This window comes from Streptomyces sp. NPDC127106, from assembly GCF_042677605.1.
In the GTDB taxonomy this organism is placed as follows: Bacteria; Actinomycetota; Actinomycetes; order Streptomycetales; family Streptomycetaceae; genus Streptomyces.
In genome coordinates, this window is the sequence record NZ_JBHXTC010000011.1 from 41,665 (window position 1) to 62,400 (window position 20,736).

A 20,736-nucleotide genomic window follows, 5' to 3' on the forward strand; every position below is an offset into this window, starting at 1 on the left:
TGCGGCATGGCCCCTGGGCCGAAGATGTGCTCGACCCTTCCGCTCACCTCGTAGTGACACGGGTGGTTATATGCCCTTCCGCCCGCAGTCGTTCGTAGGTGCACTTACACATGCGGAAGATAAGGATGGCTGGGCGATCGCCAGAAGTGGCTCCCACCAAACGTTGCCGCGGCACTGAGGGTATCCGCGTCACCGGGGCTTACCCGGTAAGTGAACAGGTTTCCCGGCTGCCCGACAGATCCGCCAGCAGAATTCTCCCGAGCCGCCGTACCACTCAACCCATTGGTTTCGATGTTGTCGGCATGAGATGAGCTTGTCCCATGCACGAAGTCCATCGACTCATTGCAGTTGTGCACGAGGACCGGAGTGGCCCCCGCCAGCACATAGTACGTGTGCTGGCGCCCCCTGGCGGGGGCGGCGAGGTGCGGGTCCGCCGTCAACCGTCAAAAAACCCAGCGGCCCCACCAGAAAGAGATCCGGTGGGGCCGCTGGGTTTTTATGTGGAACCAGTGACGGGGTCATCCCCCGGGGAGATGCCGACCCTGACGCATCCGATCACTTTGAGCGGATGCGGATCGAGGTAGAGCTGAAAGTAGTATCCCGCTCGCTCACGGTCGTCCACGTAGCCCACAAGAAGGCCCCGCTCTCCCATTTCGGCAAGACTCGCAAGGCATTCCGTGGCCCCGACGACCGACCTGCCGCGCCGTTGCGTGGCTGTCACCCTGCGACGCAGGGTGCCCCGAAGCATCGGCGCCAGAACGGGGTCGAGCCAGACATTGAAATGTGCTCCAGAAAGCAGTGCATTTTTGGCCTGAATACTGACCTCGGATCCGGACTCCCACGCAGCGAGCAGTTCACTCGCGGATACCTCGTTCATCTCATCGCCGCCTGACGGTTGACCAGGTCTCCCCGAGGTCGAAGCTAATCTCGTCGGCCAAGATTTCACCGACAATGAGATGCTCGTCTTCACCCCAGTTTTCATATGTCGTGTCGTGGATCTGAATATTCCTCGACGGCCCGATGGCGGGATCGATGCCTGCCACCCTGATGCGCAGCATCACACCCCTGCCAACCCACTTCTCGCCCAGAGTTTGGGCAGACTCCGCGGCGGTTTCGGGGTCATCCGTCCACGACGTGAAGTTGCTGTCTGTCTGGTTTGCACCCGAGTGCTGTTCGATGGTCCTGTTGCCTCCGACGGGAACCGAACGGCCTTCAGCAGCGGCATCGTAGCGGTTGTGCCCCTCGGCAAGACCGCGATACAGATACCCGTCCTGGTTCCGTCCACAGTTGTGAACGAGGACCGGGGTGGCGCCTGCGAGCACATAGTACGTGTGGAAGTCGTTGACGGTGAGGTTGTGGGTGGTAACTGCGTAGGGGTAGTTGCGCTTGGCCTTGACCGTGACGGTGGTGCCGTCGGGGCGGCGGAGCTGGTCACCGGGGTTGAATTCGCCCGCGTCGACCCACTGGCGGCGGGTCTCGTTCCAGTGCGGGTGGTGGAAGGTCGAGGTGAGGTCGGTCGGCGGGGCCCTCGGGTTGGAATCGTCGGTGAGGGTGAGGTCCGTGAACTCCTTGTCGTCGGGGGTGGTGATGGTGGCCGTCACCTGTTGCGGACGGGTTTCGCCGGTCTGCGGGTCCGTGGCGAGGACGGTGTCGCCGACGCGGACGTCCTGGATCTCTTTGGTCGTGCCGTCGGCCATCTGGACGCGGGTGCCGGTCGGGAAGCTGTTCCGCTTGACCTTGCATCCCGTTCCTGCGCTCGACTCCCCGCCTCCGCTGCTGTGGGAATCGGCGGAGCCGGAGTTCACCTCCGTGTCGGATGTCTCGCGTGTGGCTTTGGCTTCCGTTCCGGCGCTGTCGGTGGCGGTTTCCTTGCCGGCTTTCTCCGATGCCGACTGGGCTGCTTTGGCCTCGGCGTCGCGCGCTTCCTTGGCCGCCGACTTGGCCCGGGTCATCGCGTCGGACGCGCGGGAAACCCCCCGTTCGGCTTCGTGGATGGCGTCGTAGGCCTTGTTGACCTCCTTGTAGATCTTGAAGGCCTTGATGCCGACCTTGATGGCCTTGGCGATCTTGCCCCACGGGACGGCGCCCAGGGCCGTGTTGATGCAGGCCATGACGTCGCCCTTGGTGAAGCAGTCGCGGGCGTCGTTGTAGCCGATCAGGTCGCCGATGAGGTTGACGACCTCGTGGATGAGGTGGGCGCGCCTCTTCTTGGCCTTGTCGAGCGATGCGTTGGCCTGCCGCAGCTCCCGGCCGGCGCTCGATACCGCGTCGTCCTCCCAGAGCGGGGGACTCACGAACTCTTCCGATTCCTCGCACCCGCTGGTGCAGGGCGTCATGAGCCCGCTGGGGTCGGACGCATTGACAGGGCTGTTGTTTGCGTAGGCGTAGGCGTTCCACTGCTGTGGATCGCCGGCGTTGATGAGCGGGTCGGGGCTGATGAAGCGGCCCGTCTTCGGGTCGTACTCGCGAGCGCCGAGGAGGGTGAAGCCAGTGGACTTCTCCTCGGTGCCGCCGACGAAGCCCTTGTCGCCCGCCCAGCTGTCCGGAGCCGGCGGGGTGCCGCGGTCGTTGCCGAAGGGGTCTGTGGCGCGGCGGACGTGGGCGAGGTCGGTGGCCTTGAACTGGACGCCGCCCGTGCCGTGGTGGTCGGAGCTCTGGTAGGTGAGGTCGGACTCGCCGCCGGTGGTGGTGCGGGTGACGGACAGGCCGCCGGGGGCCGCGTAGGTGCGGACGTTGGTGACCTTGCCGGTGGTCGTGTTGAGGGTGATCTGGTCGGTGCCGAGGTTGAGGGTGGTGCTGTCCGGGTCCCGGCGGATGAGCTGGTTGCCGCCCGTGTCGTAGAGGTAGCTGGTGTTGCCCTTCTCGCCGGTTCCGGTGATCTTGTCGAGCTTGCCCTGGCTGTTCCAGGTCAGCGTCCGGGTACCGGGGGTATCGGTGATGGAGGCGGTGTTGCCGCCTGCGTCGTAGGTGTACGAGATGACCTTGGTGCCGGCCGGGCCGGTTTCCGTCGAGGTCATCAGGGCGTGCGGGCCGCCCGTGCCGCCGCCCGTCTTCGGGTCGGTGGAGGGGGAGTTCTGGCGGCCGCCGAAGGTCTGGGTGACCGTCGTGTCCTTGGCCGCGTCGCCCGTGACGTCCTTGCGGACCAGCTTCTTGCGGTTGCCGATCAGGTCGTACTCGTACTGCTGCCAGTACGGAGCCGGGCCGCCCACGCTGGGCTTGCCCGCGGCGTCGACCGCCGGACCGTTCGCGTTGGCGCAGCCTCCGATGCCCCGGACGCTCGGCTGCGGGGCGGTGGTCTGGGCGCCCGTGTCGGTCCAGGCCTGGGTCAGTCGGCCCAGGTAGTCGTGGGTGAAGCACTGGAGGTCGCGCTTGGCGCCGTCCTGCGTGTTACCGATCGAGGTCAGCTGGCCGACCTGGTTGTAGGTGTAGTCGACGACGTCGACGCTGGCCCTGGCCGCGGTCTGCTTGTCGAGCGTGGAGCGGACGGGGCGGCCGGTCGCGATGTCGTAGTCGAGCGTGGAGACGACCTGCAGGCCGCTCTCACCGACCGTCGTACGAATGGTCTGACCGTACGCGTCGAAGAGCACGCGTGCGACGTAAGGGGTCCGGACCCCCGCAATGGTGCCGTCGAGCGTGGAGAGGTTGCCGGACCCGTCCGTGCCGATGGCCAGGGACTCGACACCGAGCCCTGCCTTCGCAATGGCCGGCAGGTCCGACTGGACCAGCTGCCCGTACGCGTCGTAGGTGTTCTTCGTCTCGTAGACGCCGGCCAAGTCCTTCTCGACCGGAGGGATCGTCACCTTGGTGCCGAGGGGGCGGTAGCCGCCGTCGTAGCCGGTGACTTCGGTGACGTAGGCGCTGCCGCCTGCCCCGCCGACGTAGCGGGTGCTCGTGGCGGGCTTGCCCACCGCCTTGGTGTCGTAGGTGAAGCCGCCCACCTGCTTGGCCGGGTCGACGGCCTTGCCCTCGTACGTGGCCGCGGTACGACCGAGGAGGTCGACGAGGGTGGTGGCGCTCTTGCCCCTGCCGTCGGTGACGGTGGTGAGGTTCTTGCTGTCGTCGTAGACGGTGGTGCTGGTGCCGGAGTCCGGGTCGGTGGTCTTCACCAGCCGGCCGAGGAGGTCGTAGGCGAAGGTCCACTCGTTGCCGGCGGCGTCCTTGCGCCGGAGCTCCTTGCCCTGCGCATTGCGCTCGTACGTCGTCTCGTCGTACGCCCCGGTGGGAGCGTTCGACTTGTACTGGCGCAGGTGCGACGTGGTGCCGTTGCTGACCGTCGCCGTCGCGTGGCCGCCGTTCGGCGGAATGGTGCGGGTCTCGTCAGCGCCCGGGTACTCCGTCCTCGTGCGCCACTGCTCCACGCCGTACGACTGGAAGACGGAGGCAGTGGTCCGGCCCAGGCCGTCGAAGACGGAGATGGTCTGCGCCGGGATCTTGCTGTCGGGCTGGACGCCGCCGTTCGGGAGGAACAGCGCCCCTGACGGGGCAGCCTCGTCGTTGTAGTACGGGGCGCTCGTCTTGACCTGGCGGCCGTGGGAGTCGAACAGGGCGTCGGTGACCAGGCGGCCCTTGGCCCCTGACACCGTGTTCGCCTGCGTCTGACGGATCCGGCCGAGGCCGTCGTAGATCGTGTAGCTCGTGGTGTACGTCTGCTTGTTGCCCATCAGCGCCTGGCTCAGGACGCTGGACGGCGCGTTGGTGCCGTTCATCGCGTACGAGTACTTGCGTACGGGCAGTGCGCCCTTCGCGCGCTCCTGGCCGGGCTGCCAGATGGACGTGACACGACCGAAGGCGTCGTACTCGCGTTCGGCGACGTGCTTGTTCTCGTCCGTGGACTTCAGCGGCAGCGAGCGGCCGGGGTCGAGGGTCGTGGTCGTCTTCCAGCCCAGCGGGTTGGTGTGGGTGACCGCGGTGGGCAGGCTGCCGGTGGCCGGCTTGTACTCGGTCGTGGTCACCGCCCCGTCGGGGTGGGCGGCGTCCTTGCGGACCTTGTTGGTGTTGCTGGTGACGCGACCGTACGCGTCGTACGTGGAGGTGGAGTTGAGGCGGTAGACCGGCTTGCCCGCGTCGTCGTACTTCTCCAGGACCGCGGTGCCCGTCTGGTCGCCGGTCGCGCCGGCCTGCTTGGCGGGCTGGTTGTCGAAGTAGGCGACGGTGTCGCCGACCGTGTTCGCGGTGGTCGGGGTCTGGCCGCAGGCCCCGGAGAGGACGAGGGTGCGGGAGACGAGCTCGGTCGGGGCGCCACCGGGGCCGGCGGCGTACTCGAACTCGGTGCACAGCCGCTGCGCCGGGCGGGACAGGTCCTGCTTGTCGTCGACCCGGAGCGGGCGCGAGAAGAGGGTGTCGTCGTACTCCGAGGTGCGCTCGCTGGTGCGCCAGGTGCCATCCGCCAGCTTGGCCCGGCTCGTGACCTTGGCCGTGTTCTGGGCGCGGGCGGTGATGGCCGGCATGCCGCCGGACTGGGCGCGGGTGGCCGTGGTGTGCTTGCCGAGCCAGGGGGTGGTGACCTCGTCCGCGATGACGGTTCCGCCGTCGCGGTCGTACGTCTCGGTCTGGAGGACCCGCCCGGACAGGACCTCCTCGTCCTTGATGCTGCCGCCGTGGGCGTCGGTGAGGATGACGCTGCGCTTGCTGCCGTTGGCGAGGACGTCGCCGTCCATGCCGCGCAGGTACGTGGCCACGCTCTTGGTGCGCGGGCCCTCGGCGGCGTTGCCGTTGCCCGTGCGGGTGGTGACCGTGGCGAAGCCGCGGAACTGGTCCCACGTGCGGGTCTTGGGGTCGGCGAACTCGGAGTCGTTGCGGTGCCAGGCGATGCCGCCGCCGTACTCGTAGTCGGTCACGGTGGTCACCTGGCCGGCGACCATGTCCTGCTGGGTGACCGACTGGACGACGACCTTGTGGAACCAGTCGTTGACGGGGTCCTCGTAGGACTGCTTCGGCAGGTACCACTTGACCGGCATGCAGGCCATCGTGTTGGCGTCGTCGGAGGACGGCATGGTGCCCTTGACGCGGGAGCACTCCGGGGCCTTGTAGACGACGTTGATCAGGCCGCCGGTCTCGGTGGTGATCTTCTGGATGCGTGGCCGGTTGTAGCGCGGCGCCGAGGCTTCGGTGCCGTCCGGGCGCTTTACCACGCCGTCAACGCGGTTGGGAATCTGCAGCGGCTCGAACGTCACCGGCGGCAGCTTCTGTTCCGTCTTGCCGTTGGAGGCCCGGCGCTCGACCGAGTCCAGCCAGAGGGTCGGTGACGAACCGTCGCCCGGGTCCTGGAAGGACTGATTGAGGAGGTAGGTGTCGACCCGGCGGTAGCCGGTGCCGGCCAGCACCTCAGTGTTGATCTTCGTGAGGCGCTTGGTGGTGAAGTAGGTGGGCGAAAGGTTCAGGCACTGGCCGGTGGCCGCGCACTCCTGGTCGACGGGGGTGTCGGGCCAGGACTTCGCGTTGGCCTTGGTGCGCTGGGCAGGGTCGCAGGTGATGGCGCCGGCTGCGAAGCAGCGCTCCGCGGTCTCGAACAGGATCTGGGCGGCGGGCTTGGCCGCGCCCTTGGCCGCGATCTGCTCGGGCAGGCGCTGGCCGTAGCCGATCCAGGTCGGGTAGCTGCCGCGCTGGTAGCGGGTCGGGCTGCCGTTGCCGTTGTTCTGGCCGCCGCCGCGGCCGTAGTGGTTGTCCTCCTGCTCGTAGCGGTAGCTGGTCAGGTTCTGGTGCGGGTCCACGACGTAGTCGAGGTTCCACTGCCAGCCGAGCTGCTGCCACGTGCTGTTGGCCGGGGTGTCCGCGCCGAGGCACTTGTCCTGGCCGCTGTTGAAGTAGACGGGGACCGTGGAGACCGACTTGGCTTCGGGGTCGGTGCCGTCACCGCCGGGGAGGCGGTTGGAGCCGAAGTAGTACTGGGTTCCGTCGGTGGTGGTGACCTTGAACGCCTCGCCCTTCCAGGCGGAGTTGCGCTGGCCGGTCAGCCGCTCGACCTTCGTGCCGTCGTCATTCTGCAGGCGGTAGACGCAGGTGGCGTCGTCGCGGACGATCTGCCCGGAGTGCCCGGCGAGGTTCAGGGAGAGGATGTCGCCGGCCCAGCACTCGTCGCCGGAGTCCTTGATGCCCGCGTCCTTGCACCCCTTGTACGAGCGCGAGATCGAGCCGGGGCTCCAGTCCCAGCCCTCGCCGATCGGGCCGGCCTGGGCGTTGGTCGACGCCGTGCGCCCGTCCACGGAGGACGAGTCGTAGCCGAGGGAGATGCCCGGCCCGGCGCCGGCGATGCCGTTGGGCACCTCGACGGTGTAGCCGTAGGTGAAGTTCGCGGCGTTCGCCCCGGCCTGCCAGGAGGCGGACGGCTGCAGCGGGGTGGCCGTGTAGTCACCGCTGGCGCCCTGCGGGCCCGCCTCGACGGCGATGGCCAGGTCCTGCGGGGCGAGCATCTGCGGGGCCGCCGGTGCCGACTTTGCTCCGCCGGGCTGCCCCTTCGCTACGGGAGTCCCGTGGACGTCGACTTTCGCGATCAAGCGCCCCGAGGCGTCCCGGTGCGAAGCCAGAGGCGTGCGGGTGGTGCAGCCGGGGGCGCCGGGAGTGGTCAGGGCGCAGGTGGGCAGCTGCACCAAGGCGGCGCGGTCGGCCCAGTTGGCTCCAGCGGCCTTGGCCCACGCCGAGATGTCGAGACCGACTTCGACCTTGCCCGCCGGAGCGGCTCCCGGGGCGCTGCTGACGGCGACGAGTGCACCGTTGACGCCGGCCGCGCGGGCCTTGTCCGGGTCCTTCACCTCGACGCGCAGCGTCGTGTCCTGGCCGGAATCGGCTGCCGAACCTCCGATGGCCTGGCTAGAAAAGACTGCCGAGCGATTCGCGCCATTTACAGATGTAATCCAGACAGGGAGCTCACCGGCTCGAACCGCCCCCACGCCCGAAACTCCACGGGAGCCGTTCTTTGATTCAACGGCGACCGTCGACACCCCGGACGGGAGCTTCTTGTTCGAATCCTGTGTCCATTTTCGGCCAGACGGCGACGACTTGGCCGCAGGTTTTGCGTCAGACCCCTTGACCGGTTTCGCATCCGGCAGTGGCGTATTCGGCGGAACCCACACTTCAGGCGGTTTCTCCGCCGCTTCGACCACGGGAAGCCCCAGGCCGGAGAAGAGCACTGCGAACGCGGCCACGACCGCGACGCGAGAGCGCCCGGGTCGCGAGCGCACGAATAACCCACGTCTACGAGACAACCGAATCCCCCCACGGACACAGAAGAGCGTGAACTCCGGGCAGACGTATCCCAGAGGGAACGCACCTTACGGAGCATGCGTTCGATTTGACAGCGGAGTTTTACATTCCCCTCAAGTGACCCATATCACCCATGGGCCATACAGGCATCTCTCCACCCAAAGCGGACCGGCAAATCCTAAAGATCATTGACATGGTTGCAGTCGTGAAGGAAAAGTGCGGCTGACTTCTGTCCGTCTCACAGCCAAGGGGGGCAATGCACGTGAGGCCGTCATTCCTTGAACCACGGACTCCGCGAACTCCGCGGAAACCAAGTCCGCCAGGCCACCGACAAGGCGCCCTGCGCATCGCGCTGCTTCCCGTCGCCGGGGCAGCCGTTCTCTCGCTCGGCGCGGGCCTGATCGCGGCTCCGCCCGCCGCGGCCGACGACGGCTCCCGCGGTCATGGACCGGGGCGGAGCGCTTGGCCCGCTCCCCCATCCAAGCCCGCTCCGAGCGCGCAGGAAGCAGCCATCACCAAAGCCCTCGCCGAGGCCAGGAGCAGCGGAAAGCGGGTGGCGATCGCCGAGCTGACGACGGCGGACCGGCAGACCTTCGCCAACCCGAGCGGCACGCTCAGCACCGACACCAGTGCCGTGCCGGAGCGCGTCAAGGGCCAGGACGGCAAGTGGCGCACGCTCGACGCGACGCTCCTCACCGCTGCCGACGGCACCGTCGTCCCCACCGCGGTTTCCTCGAAGCTCGGTTTCTCCGGCGGCGGTTCGGGCCCCATGGCCGCAATGACGACCGGCGACGGCAAGAAGGTGGCCTTCAAGACCCCGTTCACGCTCCCCAAGCCCACGCTCCTCGGTGACAGCGCCCTCTATCGGGACGTGCTGCCGGACGTGGACCTGCGGCTGACCGCGGACCGGCAGGGCGGCTGGAGCCAGGTCCTGATCGTCCGTACCGCGCAGGCCGCCGCCAACCCGGCCGTCCGCAAGCTCCGGCTCGACGTCGAGGCAGACGGGCTGGCCGTCAGCAGCGACGCTGCCGGCAACCTGGAGGTCAAGGACACCAGCGGTCGGACCCGCTTCACCAGCCCGACCTCCTTCATGTGGGACTCCGCCGGCGCCGCGTCCGCCCCGGCCGGCGCCGGCTCCGCCCAGCGCCTGAGCAAGTCGGCCGGCGCCGACGCCCCGCAGGCCTCACGCGCCTCCGAAGAAGTGCCTGCCCCGTCCAGTGCGGACGGCCCGGGTGCGGGCGCAGCCGTGAAGCCGGTCCGGGCGACCGCCGACGCCAGGGGCGTCGAACTGGTACCCGACGCGGAGCTGCTGAGCAAGGGCACCGGCCCCTGGTACATCGACCCGGGGTGGAACCCCACGATCGACAACGGCAACCAGGCCTGGGCGCAGGTCCAGGAGGCCTACCCGGACACGAACGAGTTCAACGGCACCGAGCACGGGCAGGACAAGCCGGCCACCGGCTACTGCGGCTACAACGTCGGCAACCCGCCCTGCACGGGCATCGGCCGTACCCGCGCCTACTTCCAGATCGGCGTCGACCCGCGTCTGTACAACACCGAGGTCATCAGCGCGACGTTCTCCGCGACCGTGATCTCCTCCTCCAGCCCCCACACCGCCACGCCGATGGGCCTGTACTCCACCAACGCCATCGGCAACCCGACGAGCTGGAACCGACAGCCCTGCGGCACCCGGTCCACGATGCAGGGCTGCAGCAAGGTCGGGCACACCAACATGTCGGGCACCGGTCAGATCGACTTCAACGTCACCGACCTGGTGAAGGCCGCCGTCCGGTCCCAGTGGCCCACGATCACGGTCGGCCTCGCACCCGACGACGAGTACAACAAGTACCACCGGCAGCGCTACGAGAACACCCCGCACATCACCGTCGAGTACGACATCACACCCACCGTGTGGTGGCCCCGCACCCGGCCCACCCCCGGCTTCGCGAGCTCGGCCTCGTACGCCGACTGCCGCACGCCCGGCGCCGCGAACCCCTGGGACAACCCGGGCTGGGTCGGAGCCAACAGCGACGTCACCCTCACGACCTCCACGTATTCGGCCACGAAGCGCCAGCTGTGGACCGCCTTCCAGTACTGGGACGACGACGACAACGGCAGGACGTACTCCGCCGAGACCGGCTGGAACGGCGACTACGGCGACGTCACGGTCAACGTCGGCCCGCTGGTCGACGGGCACCAGTACGGCTGGGCGGCCCGCACCACGGACGGCACGCTGACCAGCGCCGACACGGCGTGGTGCTTCCTCCGCGTCGACCGCACCCCGCCCACTGCATCCGTCGCCTCCACCGACTTCCCCGCCGCGGGCACCATCAACGCGCACCCCAAGCGCGTGGGCGAGGAAGGCACCTTCACCCTCAGCGGCACCGACCCCGCCCCGCCCGGCGGCGGCCGCAGCTCGGGCCTGGCCTGCGCCCGCTGGACGACCGACCCCGTGAAGGCTGCGGCCGTCAACTGGAAGTGCACCGACACCGACACGGGCATCGCCAAGCTCACCGACGGCAAGGCGACCGTCAAGTACGCCCCGCAGGGCTGGGGCACGAACTTCCTCTACTTCCAGACGCAGGACAACGCGGGCAACCTGTCCCAGCCCGTCGCGTACAGCTTCTACGTCCCGTCCAACCCGAACAGCCCGGCGCCGATCTTCGGTGATGTCACGGGCGACCGGAAGGCCGACATCCTGCTGCCCGACAGCTCGGGCGCGCTGCGGGTGATCGGCGCCGGCGCCGACCCGGCCGCCGCGCCCAAGGCCGGCATCGAGTCCGCGCCCGGCGGGAACGGCTGGAACGCCGTTCAGATCAGCCACCGCGGCAGTCCCGGCTGGGCCCTCGTCGACGACCTGTTCGCCCATGCACCGGCGAGCCCGCTGCTCTCCCTGTACCGCAACGACGGCATCGAAGGCCGCTTCGACAGCCAGGACATCATCCCCGTGACGAAGCCGACCGGCTGTGCCACGGCCGCAAGCGCGCCGATCGATTGCTCGGCCCACGGCTACGGTCCGGACTGGTCCAAGGTCACCCAGATCGCTGCTCTCGGTTCCGTCACAGGGGACTCCGACGCCAAGGCGAACGCCCTGCCCCGCACCTCTCTGCTCTTCGTGGAGAAGGGCAGGCTGTGGTTGGCCCTGGCAGGAGCCGGCAACCAGCTGGACGCCCGCGCGATCCTCCTCTCCGCGAATGACACCCGCTGGGACGGCTACGACCTGATCACTCCCGGCCGCGCCCAGGGGACGGATTTCCCCACACTGTGGGCCCGGTCCAAGGCCGATGGCACACTGCACGCCTTCTCCGTCAAGGGCACCAGGCAGGCGCCCGATCTCACCGGCTTCACCGACCCGGCCGCTGGCCCGATATCCGGCAAGGTCGACCCGAAGACCTACCCGCGAGTCGGATCCGACGGGGACCTGAACGGGGACGGCATCCCGGACCTGTGGGCCGTTGACACCAACCAGCAGCTCGTCGCCTTCAACGGCACGGGCACCGCGCCCAACGGCACTATCGTCCCCCACCCGACCGTCACCGGCATCGACCCGGCCACCGTCGCCCTGGGCAGTCTCAACCTTCCCACCGGCCGCTGGGCGCTGACCGGCCAGAACGGCGCCACCACCCCTGACTCCGTCGGCACGAACCACGCGACGGCGGCAGGCAACGTGAAGATCGCCGCCGGGGCCGAGAGCATCGGCGGCCGTGCCACCCAGTACGCGGCCTTCGACGGCAAGCAGTCGCCCGCAACGCTCACCGCCGCGCGCCCGGCCCTCGACACGCGCAAGAGCTTCACCCTCAGCACGTGGGCCAAGGCCGACGCCGGCGGCGGTGTCATCGCGAGCCAGGACGGCAACCGCGCCAGCGCCTTCATCCTCTACCCCGACCGCAGTACCGGCCGCTGGCTGTTCGCCCTGGCTTCGGCCGACGACAACGGCTGGCCGTTCGACTACACCGACATCAACACCGAAGCGGCCCGGTTCACGCCCGATACCTGGACCCAGCTGACCGCCGTCTACGACGCCGGCACCGGCCGCATGAGCCTCTACGTCAACGGTGTACTCGGTGCCAGCGGCATCCACCGGGCCGCCACGAGCCCGGCGCCGAGCGGGCCGCTCGTGCTGGGCCGGTTCAAGGCGGACGGAATCGGCCAGGACCACCTCAAGCAGGGAGGCATCAGCAACTTCACCGTCTACCCGTACGCCGCCGCCCCGACCGCACCGGACGCCACCGGCCCGATCTCCCTGACGGCGTCGGCCGGCAACTGCGTCGACAACGACTTCAACCGGGCTGAGGACGGCAACAAGATCCAGATCGCCTCCTGCAACGGCACCGACGCCCAGAAGTTCCAGATCCGGGGCGACGGAACCATCCGGACCCAGGGCATGTGCCTCAACGCGACCAACGCGGGCACCGCGAACACCACGCCCGTCGAACTCCGGGCCTGCGACAGCGCCGCCCCCGGTCAGCGGTTCCTGCCGCGGGCGGACGGCAGCATCCACCACCCCGCCTCCGGACGCTGCCTCGACCTGGGCAACTTCGACACCACGCCCGGCAAGCAGCTGTGGCTGTTCGACTGCAACCGCAGCCCCGCCCAGCGGTGGACCGTCCCCGCTCTGAGCACGGCCCCGCTGCCCGTCCCCGTCCCGTAAGCACGTCCGCGTGAACGCATGAACCCATGAACCCATGAACGCAGCGGCTGTTCCCTCGCGCATCGAGGGGGCAGCCGCTGTCATGTGGGCATCGTGCGGGAGCACGTGGGCCATCGGGCTCCCACTGCGGGAAAGGCGATCGGTTCTTTCTCCGCGACCGAGGAGAATCCGGGCATGGGGACGGACATATACGGGTTCATCGAGTGCCGGTGGAACCGGTGGCTGGACGAGGACGACCGCTCGTGGCATTCGGCGGTCGACCTCGCGCACCTCTACAACGGCCGCTCCTACGTGGCCTTCGGGTGCCTCTTCGGCGTCCGCAGCGATGCCTTCCCACCGCTCGCCGCGGGCCGGGGATTGCCCTCCGACGCATCGCAGGAGGTGCGCGCCGACTTCGCGGACGGGCGAGACGCGCGCAGCGCGTCCTGGATCACGTGGGCGGAAGTCGCCGCCGCCGACTGGGAGGAGGCCGCGTCCGAGGTCGACGAGTGCGTGCACGAGTACCGGCGGGGTGCAGACGGGGCCTGGGAGTTCCACGGCCGCAACACGAGCCTGGACCGGTTCGCCGAGCTGTCCGGGCCCTCCAGCCCGCACGCCCTGTACCGGGCCGGCCGCGTTTGGCCGGAGGGCACCGAGTGGCGCGACGGGGAGCGTCTCTTCCGTATCGGTCGGCTCCGGCGGAAGCATGCCGTGGCGGACGGAGACTGGGGCCCCGTCTGGGCGGTCATGCGCACCCTTGCCGGTCTGCACGGGGCCGCGGGCGTTCGGCTGGTCGTGTGGTTCGACGGGTGACACATGGCTGATCGACTAGGGTGCCGGGGCGGCCCTCGGGCCGTGGTCGTAGCCGTGGGCGTGTGCGTGGAAGGGAAGGGGTTTCGGGTGGCGGAGATACCGGAGGCGGGCGGGACCGCCGAGCGGGGGCCGACGGGTGAGGCGGGCGGCTCGGGGTCTTCGTACCCATCGCCATCGCCATCGCCATCCCCGGCCCCGTCTTCGTCTCCCTCACCATCTCCTTCTCCTTCTCCCTCTTCTCCCTCGCCTTCCTCTTCTCCCTCGCCCTACCCGCCTGCCGGGCCTTGGGCCGCGCCACGGCCGTGGCCCTCCGCGGAGGAGTGGGCTGCGGCGTACGGCGCGGGGGCGGGGCCCACGGTGGTCGCGGCGCCGGCGGGGTCGCGGTACCACGAGCAGGCGCGGAACGGGCGGCAGGGCTGGTGGCGGCGGCTCGGTGAGCTGTTCGCGGTGGTCGGGCTGCTGTTCGTCGGGGTGGTCGTGGTGACCGGTGTCGGGATGGTGGCCGCCACCGCCCTGGGAGCGGAGGCCGCCCCCGACGACGGCGAGGCGCTGCTCGCGGACCCGCTGGTGGACAACGTGCTCGGGCTGCTCGTGCTGGCGGTCGCCATACCCGTGGTGATGCTGGCGGTGCGCTGGTGCGGCTCCCGCCCGGCGGGGACGCTGGCGTCGGTGGCCGGCCGGGTGCGGTGGAGGTGGCTCGGGCTGTGCGCCGCCGTCGCCTTCCCGTTCATCGCCGCGCAGCTGGGCGTACTGATGCTGTGGGAGTGGCTCGCGAAGGGCGACGCGGTCTTCGAGGGGGACGCCCCGGAACCCGCCAACCTGTTGCTCGGTCTGGCCCTGTTCATGGTGTTGATTCCGTTCCAGGCGGGGGCGGAGGAGTTCGTGTTCCGGGGCTGGCTCCCGCAGTTCTTCGGCGGGTTCCTGCGCAATCCGTGGCCGGGTATTGCCGTCGCCTCCGTGCTGTTCGCCCTCGCCCACGGGTTCGGGGGCTGGAGCGGGTTCTTCCTCCTGTTCTACTCGTCGTTGTGGTGGGGGTGGCTGGTGGCCCGCACGGGCGGGCTGGAGGCCGTGATCGCCCTACACACCGCCAACAACGTGTTCTCGTTCGGGCTCGCCCTGGCCTTCGGGCAGCTGGCGGATGCGGGTACCGCCGCGGACGCGCCGTGGCAGGCGCTGGTCGTGGAACTGGTGTGCGCGCCGGTGTACTGCCTCGTGGTGGCCCGGCTGGCCGGAGCCCGCGGTCTCGCCTCGGTTTCGGCGCCGGAAGCCGGGCCGGTGCCACCGGTGCCGGTGCCGGTGCCTGCCTCGGGCCCGCGGGCGGTCTGAGAGGCGTACGGGATGCCGCGCGGCGGTGGCCGGATCGCGCCGCGCGGTGGTAACGGAGCGTCAGAGATCCCCTACGGTATCGCGGGCACGTCCGACCGCACCGAAGGAGATCCGCGTGGAGCGCACCCGTACCGAGCTGAGGATCCGTGCCGTCCTCGCCGCGATGGGCCTCGGCATCGCCCTCGCCGCCGCACCCACCGCCGCCCAGGCCCTCCCCGGCCCCGCGCCCGCGTCCGCCTCCGCGCCCGCCGCAGCGGCACCGGCCCCGTGCACCGGGGAGTTCAAGGGTGACAAGCGGCTCGGTCCGCAGTACCTGCCGAAGCGGTGGCAGCAGCCGGTCGGCACGCTGCTGGGGCACTACCAGCGCACCGGGGAGCTGACGTCCGCCGAGTTCCTGAAGAAGTACTGGGAGGGGCCGGCCGACACGGGCAGCTGGAAGTACCCGCCGAACGACGGCTTCGCCGAGGTCAACGGCACCGTCGACAAGGCACCCGAGCTGCTGGAGCCCGGCGAGCGTCTGGACCGCTTCGGCTCCGAGTACGGCTCGTACCTCGCCCCGGCCGGGGACCCGTACGCGAAGCGCGCCCTGCCCCCGCAGAACCTCAACACCCGGGACGCGGCGTTCCCCTGCGACTACCACGTGTACGAGGTGGCCAAGCCGTTCACGGTGTGGGAGGGGTCCATCGCCCCCTGGTTCGAGCAGCCGGGCGGCGGCCGGCAGATCAAGCTGGATCCGGCCTTTCTGAACCCCGGCGAGGGTCAGCGGCTGAACGTCAAGTGGCTGCTCGACCACGGTTACCTGGTGCCGGCGGCGTCGTGAGCGAACTCCGGCGGCTCGAAGGGGCACTCCGGGAGGCCGGGGTGCCCGCCGGGCACTACTGGATCGAGGGTGTGCACGAACCGGCACCGACACCGCCCGACTTCCTCTATCTACGGGCACGGCCGGAGGGGGGAGGCTGGGAGACCGGCGTGTACGAGCGCGGCGCGTTCGAGCCGGTCGCCTCGCATACGACGGAGGGCGAGGCCTGCGCGCACCTGCGGCGCCTCCTGCTCGGCGGCTGAGGCCCGAGCCGCCCGCACCCAGCCACCCGCACCGCGCCGCACCGCACCGCACCGCACCGCACCGCACTGGGTCGCTCCTGAGCGTCGAACCGGCGCGGTGCGCGCGTGTCGTACTGCTAGGTCGTCTGCTGCGCCGTGTCGGCGGTGAGCGTCGAGGCGACGAGGGGGGCCACGGCCCCTCCGTGTCCCTGGAGGTAGAAGTGCCCGCCGGGGAACACGCGGGAGGCGAAGCCCGCGGTGGTGAGGTCCGCCCAGGTGGCCAGGGCGCCTACCGGGCAGCCGGCGTCCTGGTCGCCACCGAGCGCGGTGACCGGGACGGGCACGGCGACGGGCGCAGCGGCCGGCCGGTACGCGGTCAGCAGGGTGAAGTCCGCGCGCAGGGACGGCAGCAGCAGCTCCCGCAGTTCGGGGATGGCGTAGGGGTCCTGATCGGCGGCGACGTCGACGGCGTTCTGCCGGCGGGTGTAGGCGATCAGCGATGCGTCGTCGAGGGCGGGCAGGTCCTTGCGGGCGCGGTGGGGCGCCTCGGATCCGGAGACGAACAGGTGGACCGGCAGGGACGCAGGCGCGCGCCGTGCCAGCCGGACCACGGTCTCGTACGCCACCAGCGACCCCATGCTGTGCCCGAAGACCGCGGTGGGGAGCGGGGGGAGCGCGGCGAGGACCGTGCAGACGGCGTCGGCCAGTTCCGCCATCGACTCGATGCAGGGCTCCGCCATCCGGTCCTGGCGGCCCGGGTACTGCACGGCCAGCAGCTCGGTGTCAGGGGGGAGGTGGCGGGCCCAGCCCTGGTATGCGGTGGCGGCGCCACCTGCGTGCGGGAGGCAGACGATGCGGGCGCGGGCGGAAGCATCGCCAACGCCGCCAGTGCCGGGGCCAGTGCCGGTGCCGGTGCCGGTGCCGGTGCCGGTGGTGAATCGCTTCAGCCAGGGATGCTGCGTACCGCTGCCCGTCATCCCAGGTCACCGCGTTCGACGCAGAACTCGTTGCCCTCCGGGTCGGCGAGCACGACCCAACCGCCGCCGTCCGGACGGCTCTGGTCGGCGATCACCTGCGCCCCGAAGTCGCGGATCCGCTGCACCTCCTCGTCCCGGGTGCGGCCCTCGGGCTGCAGGTCGAGGTGGATGCGGTTCTTGGCGGTCTTGCCTTCCGGGACGCGGACGAACAGCAGCGTGGGGCCGCCGGCCGGGTCCTTGATGATCGCCTCCGGATCGCCCGGTTTGTCGTCGTCGGCCAGCGGGCGGCCCAGCACGCGGCTCCAGAACAGCCCGAGGTCGTACGGGTCGCCGGTGCAGTCGAAGGTGATCGTGGGGATGCTCGGGTACATCGTGGTTCTCCTTGTGCCAATGGGTACTTGACGGTACGGCAGACCGTCGCGCGTACTCCTCAGAATGCGCTGGCCAGTGGCGGGCCCCGCAGTCGGGTCGGGCGTGTCGCTCCCGGCGCCACTGGAGTTCGTTCACCGCCTCCGTCGCCACCGCGTGCTACCGGGGTGGGGGGTGGTGGAGGAAGCACTGCCCACCGGTCGCGCCATCGCGAGGTTACGAACCGTCCGGCAGTTGGTGCCGTTCCGGGGCGAGGATCCTCAGCCAACGCCACCACGCGCCGGGTGTGGCCGCGGCCGTGGCTGGACCGTTCGGCGGGGCCCCCGGCATGTGCGGAGGCACCGGACAGTGTGCCGGTGCCCCCGGACGGGGTGCCGGCGCCCCGGGCCCGGCGGCGGCAGGGGTGGGTGGTTACAGCGGGTCTCCGAGGGGGCCCAGGGTGGGTTCCAGGGCGGTGGCCCAGTGGGCGGCGAAGTCGGGCTGGGTACCGTCGGCGTCGGTGAAGCCGTACTCCCCGTACAGGGACCAGGTCGCGAGCGCGCGGCCGGACTTGGCCATGACGTCGGGGTCGGCGGCGAGGGCTGCGACCGCGCGGCCCAGGTAGGCGGGGCTCTCGGAGTGCGCGAAGTGCGGGTCCTCGGCGACGGCTCCGCGCCAGGTGTCCTCGGTCACTCCGAAGTGGTCCAACATGGCCTCCGAGCGCAGGAAGCCCGGGGTGACGGCGACGGCGGCGACGCCGTGCTCGCGCAGCTCGGCGGCCTGCGCGAACGCGAGGCGGATCACCGTCGACTTGGCCAGGTCGTAGAAGAAGGAGCCGCGGTAGCGGGCGGTGTTGCCGTCGGTGACCTCGACGACCAGGCCGCTCCCCCGCGCGACCATCAGCGGGAGCGCGAACCGGCTGGTGACCACGTGGGTCTCCACGGCCTGCCGCAACAGCCTCAGGCCGGTGTCGAGGTCCTGCTCCCACAGCGGGTGGTCCCAGTCGGTGAGCGGGTCGCCGCCCCAGACGCAGTTGACGAGCACGTCGAGCCGTCCGGACTGCTCGGCGTCGATGCGGGCGAGGAGTGCGCGGACCTCGTCGGGGCTGCTGTGGTCCACGCGGACCGGGATGCCGAGGCCGCCCGCCGCGGTGACGCGCTCCGCGGTCTCCTCGACGGTCTCCGGGCGGTCCAGCTCGGAGCGCCCGGCATCGCCGCGGCTGCTGCGGCCGGTGACGTACACCGTCGCTCCGGCGGCGCCGAGCTCGACGGCGATGCCGCGCCCGCCGCCGCGGGTGCCACCTGCGACGAGGGCCACCTTCCCGTGGAGTGGCCGGGTGGTGGTGTCGGTGGTTGTTGTGGTGGTTGTGGTGGTGTCGGTGGCGTGCATCGTCGTCATTCATGCCTCCGTGGGGTTGCGGTGGGCGGCGAGTACGGCGGCGAGTTCGCGGCGCAGCCGGGCCGCGAGGGCGTCCCGGCGGTCGAGGGCCCAGACGAGGCCGGTGCCGGCGGTGACGGCCTGGACCGTGTCGGCGAGGGCGCCGGTGTCCGTACCGGGGCGGAGTTCGCCCTCGGTCAGGGCCTCGGCGAGCAGGGCCTCGACGGCCCGCCGCTGGGCCTCGTGGACGACGAGGGCGTGGCGGCGGAACTCCGGGTCCGTCAGGTCGGTGCACAGGAAGGCGAGGTGGTGGGCGAAGGACTCGGGGGTGGCCACCTGGTCCGTCAGCTCGACCACCAGCGCTTCGAGGGCGTCGAGCGCGGTCCCGTGCGCCTGCCGTACGCGTGCGGGCAGGGCGTCCGCGTCGCGCGTGGACTGCTCGGCGAGCGCGAGCAGCAGGCCGCGCTTGGAGCCGAAGCGCTGGACCAGGGTGCCTGCGACCAGCCCGACCTCCTCGGCCACGGCAGCCAGGGTGAACCCGACGGGCCCGGTCCGGCCCATGACCTCGGCGGCCGCGCGGAGGATCACTGCGTCCTCGACCCCACGGGGACGTGCCATGCCGTCTGCCTCCCACCGTCCGATTTAATAAATGCCTGTTCATTTATTAAACGGGGAAAGAGGGCCCGCCGCAAGCCGGGCCCCGGCCCGGGCCGGCTCAGCGGCGGGTGGCGCGGCGTACGACGGCCACGACGAGGGCGATCACGGCGAGGGCGGAGACCACTGCGACGATCTTGGTTGCGGGGTCCATCATTCCGATCATGGTGCGCTCCCTGGGGTGTCGGCGCCTTGGGTGTCTTCGGCGTCTTGAGTGTCTTGGTTGTCTTGAGTGTCTTGGTTGTCTTGGGTGTCTTCTGGCCGGTAGCTGAGCAGGTCGCCGGGCTGGCATTCGAGGACCTTGCAGAGCTGGGTGAGGGTGGTGAAGCGGACGGCCTTCGCGCGCCCGTTCTTGAGGATCGAGAGGTTGACGTTGGTGACGCCGACGCGGGCGGCGAGCTCGGTCAGCGTCATGCCGCGCTCGGCGAGGATCCGGTCGAGGTGGACGTGGATGTGGTGCTGCTCGTCCGGCTCGTCCCGCTCACCGCGCGCACGACGCTCCCGGCGCTCGCCCCGCTCGCCCCGCATCAGATGACCGCTTCGAGGTCTTCGCGCATCGCCGCGCCCGCCCGGGTGATCCGGGCGAAGACCAGCAGCCCGAGCCCGGTCAGGAGCAGCAGGTAAGGCGGGGTGAGCGCGTGCAGGACGTCACCGGCGGAGAAGGCGACGTGCGTGGTGAGGGTGGACAGCAGGGCGGTGCGGGCGGCGGCCTCGGCGAGGCAGGAGACCACTCCGCCGGCGAGCAGCCAGAGGGCGAGCGTACGCAGTCCGGCGGCGGTGCGCCGGGTGTGGACGCCGTCCCTGGCGGCCGAGCGGAGCAGCCGGTCGAGGAGGGCGAGTCCGCCGAGGAGCAGGACGAACGAGGGCACCTCGGCCAGGATGCGCAGGGTCCGCTGTCCGGCGGTCGGCTCCTGGGCGCAGTACCGGGCGACGGCGTCGAGGCGCGCCCCGTCCCGGGCACCGAGCGCCGTGTCCCCCACGTCGCCCCCCACGTGGCCCCCCGCCGTATTGACGGAGTTGGTCGAGATCCAGTCGGCGGTGGCGCAGACGCCGGCGTCCGCGCCGCCGCCCCAGAGCGGGACCGAGCCGTTCAGTGCGCTCAGGGCGAAGCCGGCGAGGAGGAGGCCGGCCAGCAGGCGCAGCGTCGTGGAGACCACGGTGAAGAGCGGGTCCAGCAGGTTCTTGTCCTCGGACACGGGAGCAGCCACCTCCATATCGTTTATCGTTGTTATCGAAAAACGATACAGCTGGCCGGCCGCCCTGGGAACCCCCCCTCCCCCGCGGGGGAAGACGGCCGCCGGCCCGCCCCGTGCACGGTGGCACGGGAGCGGGCCGGCGGCACGGCGACGGGCCCCTGTGTCGGACCCACCG

At 70.4% G+C, this 20,736-nt stretch carries 12 protein-coding genes; 5 read left to right on the forward strand and 7 right to left on the reverse strand.

Going from position 1 to position 20,736, the window contains the following annotated elements:
* Positions 1 to 878: 878 nt before the first annotated feature.
* Positions 879 to 7,748 (reverse strand): polymorphic toxin-type HINT domain-containing protein, encoded by a 6,870-nt coding sequence (locus ACFVGY_RS13175; protein ID WP_385675468.1) that lies wholly within the window; start codon positions 7,746 to 7,748, stop codon positions 879 to 881.
* A gap of 1,004 nt (positions 7,749 to 8,752) precedes the next feature.
* Between ACFVGY_RS13175 and ACFVGY_RS13180 the strand changes: the two genes are divergently transcribed.
* From ACFVGY_RS13180 to ACFVGY_RS13200, 5 genes are all read left to right on the forward strand, one after another.
* Complete coding sequence (locus tag ACFVGY_RS13180) at positions 8,753 to 12,850, forward strand: ricin-type beta-trefoil lectin domain protein (RefSeq protein ID WP_385675470.1); 4,098 nt, start codon at positions 8,753 to 8,755, stop codon at positions 12,848 to 12,850.
* Positions 12,851 to 13,024: 174 nt separating this feature from the next.
* Entirely contained in the window at positions 13,025 to 13,642 is a 618-nt protein-coding gene (locus ACFVGY_RS13185; RefSeq protein ID WP_385675473.1) for a hypothetical protein, read from the forward strand.
* A gap of 357 nt (positions 13,643 to 13,999) precedes the next feature.
* On the forward strand, positions 14,000 to 14,968 hold the full coding sequence (locus ACFVGY_RS13190) for a CPBP family intramembrane glutamic endopeptidase (RefSeq protein ID WP_385675476.1): 969 nt from the start codon (positions 14,000 to 14,002) through the stop codon (positions 14,966 to 14,968).
* A 163-nt stretch (positions 14,969 to 15,131) separates the two neighbouring features.
* Positions 15,132 to 15,788 (forward strand): TNT domain-containing protein, encoded by a 657-nt coding sequence (locus tag ACFVGY_RS13195; protein WP_385675665.1) that lies wholly within the window; start codon positions 15,132 to 15,134, stop codon positions 15,786 to 15,788.
* Positions 15,785 to 16,030: a hypothetical protein gene (locus ACFVGY_RS13200; protein WP_385675478.1), complete on the forward strand. Its 246-nt coding sequence runs from the start codon at positions 15,785 to 15,787 to the stop codon at positions 16,028 to 16,030. Before ACFVGY_RS13195 ends, ACFVGY_RS13200 begins: the two co-directional genes overlap by 4 nt.
* A 116-nt stretch (positions 16,031 to 16,146) precedes the next feature.
* On the opposite strand, the gene ACFVGY_RS13205 is transcribed toward ACFVGY_RS13200, so the two are convergent.
* The 6 genes from ACFVGY_RS13205 to ACFVGY_RS13230 all read right to left on the reverse strand — a co-directional run bounded on the left by ACFVGY_RS13205 (position 16,147) and on the right by ACFVGY_RS13230 (position 20,573).
* On the reverse strand, positions 16,147 to 16,986 hold the full coding sequence (locus ACFVGY_RS13205) for a thioesterase II family protein (RefSeq protein ID WP_385675481.1): 840 nt from the start codon (positions 16,984 to 16,986) through the stop codon (positions 16,147 to 16,149).
* Positions 16,983 to 17,357, reverse strand: a complete 375-nt coding sequence (locus ACFVGY_RS13210) for a VOC family protein (RefSeq protein ID WP_385675484.1) — start codon at positions 17,355 to 17,357, stop codon at positions 16,983 to 16,985. Before ACFVGY_RS13210 ends, ACFVGY_RS13205 begins: the two co-directional genes overlap by 4 nt.
* 409 nt (positions 17,358 to 17,766) lie before the next feature.
* Complete coding sequence (locus tag ACFVGY_RS13215) at positions 17,767 to 18,723, reverse strand: SDR family oxidoreductase (protein ID WP_385675667.1); 957 nt, start codon at positions 18,721 to 18,723, stop codon at positions 17,767 to 17,769.
* Between the two features lie 9 nt (positions 18,724 to 18,732).
* Complete coding sequence (locus ACFVGY_RS13220; RefSeq protein ID WP_385675487.1) at positions 18,733 to 19,329, reverse strand: TetR/AcrR family transcriptional regulator; 597 nt, start codon at positions 19,327 to 19,329, stop codon at positions 18,733 to 18,735.
* 198 nt (positions 19,330 to 19,527) lie between these two features.
* On the reverse strand, positions 19,528 to 19,893 hold the full coding sequence (locus tag ACFVGY_RS13225; protein ID WP_385675490.1) for a helix-turn-helix domain-containing protein: 366 nt from the start codon (positions 19,891 to 19,893) through the stop codon (positions 19,528 to 19,530).
* On the reverse strand, positions 19,893 to 20,573 hold the full coding sequence (locus tag ACFVGY_RS13230; RefSeq protein ID WP_385675493.1) for a DUF2975 domain-containing protein: 681 nt from the start codon (positions 20,571 to 20,573) through the stop codon (positions 19,893 to 19,895). Before ACFVGY_RS13230 ends, ACFVGY_RS13225 begins: the two co-directional genes overlap by 1 nt.
* Positions 20,574 to 20,736 lie beyond the last annotated feature (163 nt).